General features: G+C 70.5%; 9 protein-coding genes and 1 pseudogene. 2 read left to right on the top strand and 8 right to left on the bottom strand.

Annotated features, from left to right (window positions below; all coding sequences use genetic code 11):
- The 4 genes and pseudogenes from BN4348_RS34655 to ffh form a co-directional block, all read right to left on the bottom strand.
- Positions 1 to 678: serine/threonine-protein kinase (locus tag BN4348_RS34655; RefSeq protein WP_142308783.1), on the bottom strand; the 678-nt coding region annotated here is incomplete at its 3' end.
- Between the two features lie 38 nt (positions 679 to 716).
- Positions 717 to 1,793, bottom strand: a complete 1,077-nt coding sequence (locus BN4348_RS34650) for a metal-dependent hydrolase family protein (RefSeq protein ID WP_096866104.1) — start codon at positions 1,791 to 1,793, stop codon at positions 717 to 719.
- Between the two features lie 25 nt (positions 1,794 to 1,818).
- A pseudogene (locus BN4348_RS62690) lies at positions 1,819 to 1,920 on the bottom strand (hypothetical protein); the annotation flags it as partial.
- A gap of 47 nt (positions 1,921 to 1,967) precedes the next feature.
- Positions 1,968 to 3,548 carry a signal recognition particle protein gene (gene ffh, locus BN4348_RS34645; protein WP_066909439.1) on the bottom strand — a complete coding sequence of 527 codons (1,581 nt, stop codon included), beginning with the start codon at positions 3,546 to 3,548 and terminating at the stop codon, positions 1,968 to 1,970.
- A gap of 124 nt (positions 3,549 to 3,672) precedes the next feature.
- Between ffh and BN4348_RS34640 the strand changes: the two genes are divergently transcribed.
- Both BN4348_RS34640 and BN4348_RS34635 read left to right on the top strand, forming a co-directional pair.
- Positions 3,673 to 4,470 carry an alpha/beta hydrolase gene (locus BN4348_RS34640; RefSeq protein WP_066909436.1) on the top strand — a complete coding sequence of 266 codons (798 nt, stop codon included), beginning with the start codon at positions 3,673 to 3,675 and terminating at the stop codon, positions 4,468 to 4,470.
- A 102-nt stretch (positions 4,471 to 4,572) separates the two neighbouring features.
- Positions 4,573 to 6,297, top strand: coding sequence for a DEAD/DEAH box helicase (locus BN4348_RS34635; protein WP_066909433.1), 1,725 nt, complete (start codon positions 4,573 to 4,575; stop codon positions 6,295 to 6,297).
- Here the strand turns inward: BN4348_RS34635 and BN4348_RS34630 are convergent.
- From BN4348_RS34630 to ftsY, 4 genes are all read right to left on the bottom strand, one after another.
- On the bottom strand, positions 6,294 to 8,738 hold the full coding sequence (locus BN4348_RS34630; RefSeq protein WP_084453976.1) for a [protein-PII] uridylyltransferase: 2,445 nt from the start codon (positions 8,736 to 8,738) through the stop codon (positions 6,294 to 6,296). The genes BN4348_RS34635 and BN4348_RS34630 overlap by 4 nt on opposite strands.
- Before the next feature lie 45 nt (positions 8,739 to 8,783).
- Positions 8,784 to 9,122 (bottom strand): nitrogen regulatory protein P-II, encoded by a 339-nt coding sequence (glnB, locus tag BN4348_RS34625; protein ID WP_066909426.1) that lies wholly within the window; start codon positions 9,120 to 9,122, stop codon positions 8,784 to 8,786.
- Positions 9,119 to 10,507: an ammonium transporter gene (locus tag BN4348_RS34620; RefSeq protein WP_066909445.1), complete on the bottom strand. Its 1,389-nt coding sequence runs from the start codon at positions 10,505 to 10,507 to the stop codon at positions 9,119 to 9,121. The genes glnB and BN4348_RS34620 overlap by 4 nt, the downstream gene beginning before the upstream one ends.
- A gap of 187 nt (positions 10,508 to 10,694) precedes the next feature.
- Positions 10,695 to 11,298 (bottom strand): signal recognition particle-docking protein FtsY (gene ftsY / locus BN4348_RS61110; protein ID WP_084453975.1); only part of this gene is annotated, 604 nt, incomplete at its 5' end.

Below are 11,298 nucleotides of genomic sequence, written 5' to 3'. Positions count from 1 at the left end.
CACGCCGTCGAGGCGTGCCAGCTCCGGGCGTTGTTCGCTGATCCTGGGCGGCGCGCCGTCGGGTGGCGGCGGCGCGCCGGTCAGCAGGTGAAACGCGGTCGCGGCCAGCGCGTACTGGTCGGCGCGCGCGTCGACGCCGGCGCCCAGCAGCTGCTCGGGCGCGACGTAGCCGACCGTGCCGGGGCGGCGGACCACCCCGAAGTCCGTCAACAGGGTCCGCTGCTCGCCTTCATCCCGACCCGTCAACAGCACGTTGGCGGGTTTGACGTCGCGATGCAGCAGCCCGCGGTCATGCGCGTAGTCGAGGGCGCCGGCGAGGGCGGTCACGATGGCGAGCACCTCGCCCGCCGGCGCGACCGCCGGGAACCGATCGGCGATCAGCCGCGCGGCGGTGATCCCCTCGACGTACTCCATCGCGACGTACAGCTGACCGTCGAAGACGCCGCGGTCGCGCGCCTCGACGATGTTGGGGTGATACAGGCGCGTCGCGACCGGGATCTCATCGATGAACCGCCGGCGGAATTCGCCGTCGTCCGACAGCGCCGGCGACAGGACCTTCAACGCCTGCCAGCGCGACGCCCGCGGATCCTGGGCAAGGTACACCGTGCCAGTCGGTCCAGAACCCAGCCTCCGCGCGACCAGGTAACCGGCGAAGGTCGCGCCGCTGGCCAACGCCATTCGAAGGATCCTATCCGCGTTCGCGATGCCTCGCGCGCCTATCCGTGGGGCCGAAAGGCCTTGCCCCGCAATATCACCAGGTCGGGCCTGTTCAGCACACCGGGACCCTGTCGTGGGTCCTCGGCGTAGCACAACAGATCGGCCGACGCCCCGTATTCCAGGCCCGGCCGGCCCAGCCAGCGCCGGGCGTCCCAGCACGCCGCGCCCAGCGCCTCGGTCGGGCTCATCCCGATGCGCTTGAGGGCCTCGACCTCGTCGGCGATGCGCCCGTGCGCGATCATGCTGCCCGCGTCGCTGCCGGCGTACACCGGCACGCCGGCCTCGCGCGCCGCGGCCGTCCGCGCGAGGCAGCGGGCGTGCAGGTCGCGCATGTGCGCGGCGTAGGCGGGGTAGCGCGCCGCGGATTCGGCGATGCCCGGGAAGTTCTCCAGGGTGTTGATCAGCGTCGGAACCAGCGCGGTCTGATGCTCGACCATCAACGCGATCGTGTCGTCGGTGAGCCCGGTGCCGTGCTCGATGCAGTCGATCCCGGCGTTGATCAGGCCGGGCAGGGCGTCCTCGCTGAAGACGTGCGCGGTGACGCGCGCGCCGTGCTCGTGCGCGGTGGCGATCGCGGCCTTGAGCACGTCGTCGGACCACAGCGGGGCCAAATCGCCGACGCCGCGGTCGATCCAGTCGCCGACCAGCTTGATCCAGCCGTCGCCGCGCTTCGCCTCCCGGGCCACGGCCTCCGGCAGCTGGGATTCGTCTTCGAGCTCGACGGCGAAGCCCCGCGCATAACGCTTGGGCCTGGCCAGGTGCTTTCCCGCTCGGATGATGCGGGGCAGATCGTCGCGGTCGTCGAGGCTGCGGGTGTCGGTCGGGGCGCCGCAGTCACGCAGCAGCAGCGCGCCGGCATCGCGTTCGGCCTCGGCCTGGCCGATCGCCTCCTCGAGTGGGATCTCGCCGTCGTCGCCGAGCCCGACGTGGCAGTGGGCGTCGACCAGCCCGGGCAGCACCCAACCGCCGTCGAACACGGTGTCGGCGCCGGCCACCGGTTCGGTGCTGATGCGGCCGTCGACGATCCACAGTTGCAGCTCGGCCTCGTCGGGCAGCCCCCGACCCCGCACGTGCATTCGCACGGCGCGGCTACTTCTGACGGTGACGACCCGCTTCGCCCGGCTCCGCCGCGCTCGCGATCGTCACGTTCTGACGGTGACGACCCGCTTCGCCCGGCTCCGCCGCGCTCGCGATCGTCACGTTCTGACGGTGACGACCCGCTTCGCCCGGCTCCGCCGCGCTCGCGATCGTCACGACTTCTTGCCCGGGTTGCCCGGGAACTTCAGCTTGGACAGGTCGAAGTCGGCCAGGCCCGGCGGCAGCTCGTTGAGGCCTTCGGGCAGCTGCGACAGGTCGGGGAACCCGGCCGGCATGCCCGGCAAGCCCTGCATGAGCGGGTTCCTGGCCTTCGGCGGGGTCGGACCGCGCCCGCCCTTCTTACCCTTCTTGCCCTTTGCCCCCTTGGCCTTTCGGGTCGCCGACTTGCGGCCCAGGCCGGGAATGCCCATGCCGCCCAGCATCGACGACATCATCTTGCGGGCCTCGAAGAAGCGGTCGACCAGCTGGTTGACCTCCGACACCGTCACCCCCGAGCCGTTGGCGATGCGCAGCCGCCGCGACGCGTTGATGATCTTCGGGTCGGCCCGCTCTTGGGGCGTCATGCCGCGGATGATGGCCTGCAGCCGGTCGAGCTGGCGGTCGTCGACCTCGGCCAGGGCGTCCTTCATCTGGCCGGCCCCGGGCAGCATGCCCAGCAGGTTGCCGATCGGGCCCATCTTGCGGATGGCGAGCATCTGCTCGAGGAAGTCCTCCAGCGTGAGCTCGCCGCTGCCGATCTTGGCGGCGGCCTCCTCGGCGCGCTGCGCGTCGAAGACCTGCTCGGCCTGCTCGATCAGGGTCAGCACGTCGCCCATGCCCAGGATGCGGCTGGCCATCCGGTCCGGGTGGAAGACGTCGAAGTCCTCCAGCTTCTCGCCGCTCGCGGCGAAAAGGATTGGCACGCCGGTCACCTCGCGGACCGACAGCGCGGCGCCGCCACGGGCGTCCCCATCGAGCTTGGTCAGCACCACGCCGGTGAATCCGACGCCCTCGCGGAACGCCTCGGCGGTGGTGACGGCGTCCTGGCCGATCATCGCGTCGAGGACGAACAGCACCTCGTCGGGGTCGACGGCGTCGCGGATGGCCGCGGCCTGGGCCATCAGCTCGTCGTCGATGCCCAGCCGGCCGGCGGTGTCGACGATGACGACGTCGAAATGCTTGGCCCGGGCTTCGGCCAGGCCGGCCGCCGCGACGGCGACGGGATCGCCGGGTGGCCCGGTGTCCGGGCCAGAAGATGGAGCGCCGGGATGCGGCGCGAAGACCGGTACCCCGGCGCGTTCACCGACCACCTGCAGCTGGTTGACCGCGGCGGGCCGCTGCAGGTCACAGGCGACCAGGAGCGGCGTGTGCCCCTGGCCGCGCAGCCACGCGGCCAACTTGCCGGCCAGTGACGTCTTGCCGGAACCCTGCAGGCCGGCCAGCATGATGACGGTCGGCGGCGTCTTGGCGAACGCCAGCTGGCGGGTTTCCCCGCCCAGGATGCCGATGAGTTCCTCGTTGACGATCTTGACGACCTGTTGCGCGGGGTTGAGGGCACCCGAGACCTCGGCGCCCTTGGCGCGTTCCTTGATCCGGCCGACGAACGCCCGCACCACGGGCAGGGAAACGTCGGCTTCCAGCAGGGCCAGCCGGATCTCGCGGGTGGTCGCCTCGATATCGGCGTCGGTCAGTCGACCCTTGCCGCGCAGCCCCGAAAGGGCACCGGTCAATCGGTCGGACAGGGATTCAAACACCCCGTCAGCCTAGTGGTAGTGCCAGCGCAGGCTCCGCGACACGGAAATCTCGCACAAGACCCGCCGACGGGCGTCGCCGTCGTTTATGTTTCGGCGAGGCCGATAGCTCAGAGGGGTCAGGCTCATGCTCGAGGTGATCGACAAGGGGTCCCGCGGCGACGCGCACCCGGTGCCGCTGCTGTTCGTGCACGGCGGCTGGCACGGCGCGTGGTGTTGGGACGAGCACTTCCTGGACTTCTTCGCCGACGCGGGTTATCGCGCGGTCGCCATGAGCCTGCGCGGGCACGGCACCAGCCCCACCGACAAGCCGTTGCACAAGGTCTCGATCACCGACTACATCGACGACATCCGGGCGGTGGCCCACGACCTGGGCGGCTCGCCGATCCTGATCGGCCACTCCCTGGGCGGCTACACCATCCAGCGCTACCTCGAAGACCGAACCGCGCCGGCCGCCGTGCTGGTCGGCTCCCTGCCGCCGTCGGGCGTGCTTGGGGCGGCGCTGCGGGTGTGGCGCCGCCGCCCGTGGATGACCGTGCACTCGTTCAACGACCCGACGTTGGTCAGGTTCCTGCGCACCGCGGCCCTCGCGCGCGAATATCTCTTCTGCGCGGACACGCCCGAGGACGTCGTCCAATCGTGCTGGCACCGCGCCGGACCCGAGAGCATCCGCGCGGCGATGACCGAACCGATGTTTCGCCGGGTGGATACCGAGCGGGTGCGGACCCCGATGCTGGTCCTCGGCGCCGTGCACGACGGTTTCGTCAGCGTCCGCGCGGTGCGCGCCACCGCGCGCGCCTACCGGACCGAGCCGGAATTCTTCGACATGGGCCACAACATGATGCTCGAGCCGGGATGGGCCGACGTCGCCAAACGAATTCACACGTGGATTCAATCCCGCGACCTGGCGAGCCGCGCCGTCTAGCTCGCGTCGCTGCTGCGCCGAAAAGCGTTGGCATGCTACATTTCACAGCCGCCGCCGAACCGAGCCGGCCGCGCCGACCACGCAACTTTTGGGGGGAGCTGTTTGCAACCGGTCAGCACGAACGGCGGCGACACCGGCGTGGCATTGCGCGGCTGGCAGCGCAAAGCGCTGGTGCGCTACCTCGCCGCCCAGCCGCGCGATTTCCTGGCCGTCGCCACCCCCGGCTCCGGGAAGACGACGTTTGCGCTTCGGGTCGCCGCCGAACTGCTCGGCCATCGCGCCGTCGAGCAGCTCACCGTCGTCGTGCCCACCGAGCACCTCAAGACCCAGTGGGCGCTGGCCGCGGGGCGCCACGGCCTGGCCCTGGACCCGAAATTCTCCAACACCAACCCCCAGACCTCGCCGGAGTTTCACGGCGTGATGGTGACCTACGCCCAGGTCGCGGCGCACCCGACGCTGCACCGGGTGCGCACCGAGCAGCGCAAGACGCTGGTGATCTTCGACGAGATCCATCACGGCGGCGACGCGAAGACCTGGGGCGAGGCCATCCGCGAGGCGTTTGGCGATGCCACCCGGCGACTCGCCTTGACGGGCACGCCGTTTCGCAGCGACGACAGCCCCATCCCGTTCGTCGATTACACGTCGGGCGCGGACGGGGTGCTGCGGTCGCGGGCCGATCACACCTACGGCTACGCCGAGGCGCTGGCCGACGGCGTGGTCCGGCCGGTGGTGTTCCTCGCCTACTCGGGCGAGGCGCGCTGGCGCGACAGCGCGGGCGAGGAGCACGCCGCCCGATTGGGCGAGCCGCTGACGGCCGAACACACCGCGCGGGCGTGGCGCACCGCGCTCGACCCCGCGGGCGAGTGGATGCCCGCGGTGATCGCGGCCGCCGACGAGCGGCTGCGCCAAAAGCGAGCCCACGTGCCCGACGCCGGCGGCATGATCATCGCCTCCGACCGCACCGCGGCGCGCGCGTACGCCGCGCTGCTGACGAGGCTCACCGGGGAGGTGCCCGCGGTCGTGCTGTCCGACGATCCGGGATCGTCGGACCGGATCAGCGAATTCGCCGAGAGCACCAGCCGGTGGCTGGTCGCGGTGCGCATGGTCTCCGAGGGCGTCGACGTGCCGCGGCTGTCGGTCGGCATCTATGCCACCAGCGCCTCGACGCCGCTGTTCTTCGCCCAGGCCATCGGCCGGTTCGTGCGCTCACGCCGGGCGGGCGAAACCGCGAGCATCTTCCTGCCGTCGGTGCCCAGCCTGCTGCAGCTCGCCAGCGAGCTGGAGGCCCAGCGCAATCACGTGCTCGGCCAACCGCACCGCGACGCCGACGACGATCCCCTCGACGGCGATCCCGCGACCCGGAGGCAGACCGAAAAGACGGAAACCGATCAGGGTTTCACCTCGCTGGGCGCCGACGCCGAGCTGGACCAGGTCATCTTCGACGGCTCCTCCTTCGGCACCGCGGCGCCGGCCGGCAGCGACGAGGAGGCCGACTACCTCGGCATCCCGGGGCTGCTCGACGCCGAACAGATGCGCGCCCTGCTGCACCAGCGCCAGGACGAGCAACTCAAGAGGCGGGCCGCGTCAGGCGACCAAGCGCCGGCGGCGCGGCTTTCCATGCACGGGCAACTCCGCGACCTGCGCCGCGAGCTGAACACCCTCGTCTCGGCGACGCACCACCGCACCGGCAAACCGCACGGGTGGATTCACAACGAGCTTCGCCGCCGCTGCGGGGGACCGCCGATCGCCGCGGCGACCCGCGAGCAGATCCAGGCCCGCATCGAGGCCCTGCGGCAGCTCAATTCCGAGCAGTCCCGCCCGGGTTAGCCCGCTGCCACCTCCGCCTGCCCGCCCAACACGTCGAGCAGGTGCTTTTCCACCGCCGCGCGCGCATCGTCGACGGCCTCCACGCAGAACACGTCAGCCGCCGTCGACCCGAAGGTGTTGACCTTCGCCCACCCGATGTCGACCCCGGCCCGCTCCAGCGCGCGGGCCAGCAACGCGAGCAGGCCCGGCCGGTCCATGGCGCGCACCTCGACGACCAGGTGGCCGTCGGCGGCGGGGTCGAGCCACACGATCCGGGGCGGCGCGGTCGAACGCGTCACGGGGACCCCGGCCTGCACCTCCCCCGCCCGCGTGGCGCCCGGGCCGGTTGCCTCGCTGTCCCGCTTCTCCAGCGCGGCCATCACGTCGATGTCGCCCGCCAGGGCGCCGACGAATTGCTGGCGCAACAGCTCGGGGGCGGCCGGGGAGCCGAAGTGCGGTGACACCACGAATTCGGTGATCGCGACGCCCTCGTAGCTGTTCACCGTCGCCGAGTGGACCCCCAGCGAGTTCAGCGCCAGCACGGCCGCGGCCTTCGAGACCAGGCCCCGCTGGTCCGGGGCGACCATGACGACCTGATACATGCGCGCGCTGTCGCCCGGCGTGATCTCCACGTGCACCCCGTGGTCGGCGGCCAGCGAAAGATAATGCGGCGTCGCCGGATCGGCCTGCGGCAGCGGCTCACCGGCCATCACCATGCGGCAGCGGCGCACCAGGTCCTCGATCAGGGACGCCTTCCAGTCGCTCCACACGCCGGGGCCGGTCGCCTTGGAGTCCGCCTCGGTCAGCGCGCGCAGCACCTCGAGCAAGAGCGGATCCCCGCCCAGGGCCTCCGACACGCCCTCGATGGTCTTGGGGTCGTTGAGATCGCTGCGGGTGGCCACCACCGGCAGCAGCAGGTGGTGGCGGACCAGCTTGGACAGGAACTCGGCGTCGCTGGGCGCGACCCCGAGCCTGGCTCCCATCTCGATGGCCATCTGGGCCCCGAGCACGCTGTGGTCGACTCCCCTGCCCTTGCCGATGTCGTGCAGCAGCGCGCCCAGCGCCAGCAGGTCGGGTCGCGCCACGCGGGTGGCCAGCGCGGCCGCGTTGACGGCGGTCTCGACGACGTGCCGGTCCACGGTCCACTTGTGCGCGACATCGCGCGGCGGAAGGTCGCGGATCGCGGCCCATTCCGGCAACAGCCGCTCCCACAGCCCGGTGCGGTCGAGCGCCTCGACCGTCGCCACCGCGGTGGGCCCGGCGGAAAGCACCACCAGCAAGTCGTCCAATGCCTCGCGCGGCCAAGGGATGGGCATCTCGGGCGCGCCGGCGGCCAGGCGGCTCAGCGTGGCGGCGCCGATGGGCACTCCGGTCTCGGCCGAGGCGGCGGCGACGCGCAGCACCAGCCCGGCGTCGGTTTCGGGCGAGGCGTCGCGGGCCAGCACGATTTCCCCGGCGTACTCGACCACGCCCTCGTCCAGGGGTCGCCGCTTGGGCCGCCGGACCAGGGCCGACACGCCGCGCCGCGGCAAGGCGTTTTCGGCGGTCCGCAACCCGGTCTCGGCGTGGTAGGCGATGGTGCGGCCGGCCCCGGAGAGCTTGCGTGCCAAGTCGAATCGGTCACCGATGTGCAGGGCGGCGCTGATCTCGTCGGCGTACTGGGCCAGCAGCTGATCGCGACCGCGCCCGGACACCCGATGCAGCTCGGTGCGCACGTCGAGCAGCGTCAGATAGGCGTCGTCGAGTGAACCCCCCGGCGTTTCCGGGCGCGCCATGCCGTGGCGGTCGATGAGCTGGGCCACCCCCAGCGCGTTGAGCAGTTGCACGTCGCGAAGGCCGCCGCGGCCCGACTTGAGGTCCGGCTCGGCGCGTTGCGCGATCCGGCCGCAGCGCTCCCAGCGGGCCTGAGTGATCTCGACCAGCTCGTTCATCCGAGAGCGAATTACGCTGCGCCACTGCCTTCTTGCGCCGGCGATCAACTCCTCGGACAGCGGCGCGTCGCCGGCGATGTGGCGAGCGTCCAGCATGCCCAGCGCGGCGATCATGTCGGCGTTGGCGACGCCGAGCGCGCCGGAGACGGTGCGCACACTGTGATCGAGCCGAACGTTGGCGTCCCACAACGGATACCACAGCCTGTCGGCGACCCCTTGCAACACATCGGCGGGCTTGTCGTCGTGCAGCAACATCAGGTCCAGATCGGAATACGGCAGCAGCTCATGGCGGCCCAGTCCGCCGATGCCGACGATCGCGAATCCGCTGCCGTCGGTGATCCCGATCTCGTCCGCCTTGGCGGTCAGCCACGACTCGTGCAGATCAAGCCACGCGTGCCGCAGCTCGGCCGCGTGCAGCCCAGCGCCCTCGGACAGCAGCTGCCGCCGCGCGGCAGCCAAATCGCTTGCCGCGCAGGCGGTTTCTGTTACCGGTCCAGATGACCCGGACGGGTCGGGTGGGTCCTGTTTCATACCCTCCCGGCCCGTCCGGCCTGGATCAACAATCTACGGCTGGGGTCAGAGGGCATCGGTTCCGCGTTCACCCGTGCGCACCCGCACAATGGTTTCCACGGGGCTCACCCAGACCTTGCCGTCACCGATCTTGCCGGTGCGGGCCGCCCGGACGATGCTGTCCACGACCTTGTCGACGATGGAGTCGTCGACCACCACCTCGATCCGCACCTTCGGCACGAAGTCGACCGAGTACTCGGCTCCGCGGTAAACCTCGGTGTGGCCCTTCTGCCGGCCGTAGCCCTGGATTTCGCTGACCGTCATCCCCAGGACGCCGGCCTCCTCGAGGCTGGTCTTGACGTCATCGAGTGTGAATGGCTTCACGATCGCCGTGACTAGCTTCATGACTGCTCTGCCTCCACTTTGTCGGCCGTCCGGTCGTCGAGACCGTTACGGTCATCCACGGGAATCCGCGCCGCCGGAAGACCCGAACCCTGCCCGCCGATCACGCCAAAATCGTATCCGCTCTCGGCGTGTTCGGCCTCATCGATGCCAGACGATTCGGCCTCGGGGTTCAGACGCAGCCCGATGGTGTACTTCAGGATCAAGGCCAAGATCAGGGTGACGATGCCGGAGTAGAACAGGACGGAGAACGCACCGACCGCCTGCCGCTCCAGCTGCGCCCAGCCACCGCCGTAGAACAAGCCCTTCGACACCCCGGTCACGCCGTTGATCGCCGTGCTCTCCGGCGCGGCGAGCAGCCCGACCAGCAGCGTGCCCGCCAGACCGCCGACCAGGTGCACCCCGACGACGTCGAGCGAGTCGTCGAAGCCCAGCTTGAATTTCAGGCCGACCGCCAGCGCGCACACCACGCCGGCCACCGCGCCGACGACGATCGCGCCCAGGATGTTGACCGACGAGCACGACGGCGTGATGGCAACCAGGCCGGCGACGATGCCCGACGCCGCTCCCAGCGTCGTGGGCTTGCCGTCACGGATGCGCTCGGTCAGCAGCCACGCCAGCATGGCCGTGGCCGTGGCGACCGTGGTGGTCATGAACGTCGACCCGGCGGCGCCGTTGGAGCTCGTCGCCGATCCGGCGTTGAACCCGAACCAGCCGAACCACAGCAAGCCGGCGCCGAGCATCACGAACGGCAGGTTGTGCGGGCGGAACAGGGTTGTCGGCCAACCCTTGCGCTTGCCCAGCACGATCGCCAGCATCAGGCCGGCCACACCGGAGTTGATATGGACCGCCGTTCCACCCGCGAAGTCGATCGCGTGCAGCTTGTTGTTGATCCAGCCGCCGTGCTCGGACGCGAACCCGTCGGCCGCGAAGACCCAGTGCGCGACCGGGAAGTACACCAGCGTCGCCCACAGCCCCGCGAAAACCAGCCAGGCGGTGAACTTCAACCGGTCCGCCACGGCGCCCGAGATCAGGGCGACGGTGATGATCGCGAACATCAGCTGGAAGGCCACGAAGACGGTGGCCGGCATCGTGCCGGCCAGCGGAATATCCACCTGCGCGGCGCCCTTGGACGGATCGGCTTTGGCGGCATTCCCGCCGATGAGCTTCGCCAGGCCCCAGTAGTCAGTCGGGTTGCCGACGACGCCACCTTTGCTGTCGCCGAACGACATTGAGTAGCCGTACAGCACCCACAGCACGGTGACAACGCCCATCGCACTGATGCTCATCATGATCATGTTGAGCACGCTTCTGGTCCGGACCATGCCGCCGTAGAAGAAGGCAAGACCCGGCGTCATCAACAGCACGAGCGCGGAACTCGCCAACATCCAGGCGGTATCGCCGGTATCGGGTTGGCCCAATTGCGGGAAACTCACTCGCTTTCACCTCCGGTCGGCATCAGCAGGCTGACAGGCAGCTGCCTGTAGCCTGCGAGAACCATGCGCAATGGTTGTTTCGGCAATGGGGCCGCGATGTTTCGGCGCTATTAACGTCGCGCGCGGCGTGTAAGGGGTTTCAGCCGAGCAGCGCGTCGACGAAGGCGGCCGGTTCGAACGGCGCGAGATCGTCGGGGCCCTCGCCGAGTCCGACCAGCTTCACCGGCACCCCGAGCTCCTGCTGGACGCGGAAAACGATGCCGCCCTTGGCCGTTCCGTCCAGCTTGGTGAGCACCGCCCCGGTGATGGCGACGACGTCGGCAAACACCCGGGCCTGGGCCAGCCCGTTCTGCCCGATGGTGGCGTCGAGCACCAGCAACACCTCGTCGACGGCCGCGCGCCGGCTTATCACGCGCTTAACCTTGTCGAGCTCGTCCATCAGCCCGACTTTGGTGTGCAGCCGCCCGGCGGTGTCGACGACCACCACGTCGGCGCCGCAGGCGATGCCCTTGTCGACGGCGTCGAATGCCACCGACGCCGGGTCGGCGCCCTCGGCCCCGCGCACCACCTCCGCGCCGACCCGGGAAGCCCAGGTCTGCAGCTGGTCGGCCGCCGCGGCGCGGAAGGTGTCGGCCGCGCCGAGCACCACGCGCCGCCCGTCGGCCACCAGCACCCGTGCCAGCTTGCCGACGGTGGTGGTTTTCCCGGTGCCGTTCACTCCGACGACCAGCAGCACCGACGGG

It is taken from the genome of Mycobacterium interjectum (assembly GCF_900078675.2).
In the GTDB taxonomy this organism is placed as follows: Bacteria; Actinomycetota; Actinomycetes; order Mycobacteriales; family Mycobacteriaceae; genus Mycobacterium; species Mycobacterium interjectum.
Note: the sequence above shows the minus strand (reverse complement) of the source record. Positions and strands in the feature narration are given on the sequence as shown.

What these genes read in the sequence shown, in the direction of transcription:
- BN4348_RS34650 (WP_096866104.1), bottom strand. Translation starts at nt 1,793, where the DNA reads ATGCACGTGCGGGGTCGGGGGCTGCCCGACGAGGCCGAGCTGCAACTG.
- BN4348_RS34640 (WP_066909436.1), top strand. Translation starts at nt 3,673, where the DNA reads ATGCTCGAGGTGATCGACAAGGGGTCCCGCGGCGACGCGCACCCGGTG.
- BN4348_RS34630 (WP_084453976.1), bottom strand. Translation starts at nt 8,738, where the DNA reads ATGAAACAGGACCCACCCGACCCGTCCGGGTCATCTGGACCGGTAACA.
- glnB (WP_066909426.1), bottom strand. Translation starts at nt 9,122, where the DNA reads ATGAAGCTAGTCACGGCGATCGTGAAGCCATTCACACTCGATGACGTC.
- BN4348_RS34620 (WP_066909445.1), bottom strand. Translation starts at nt 10,507, where the DNA reads ATGTTGGCGAGTTCCGCGCTCGTGCTGTTGATGACGCCGGGTCTTGCC.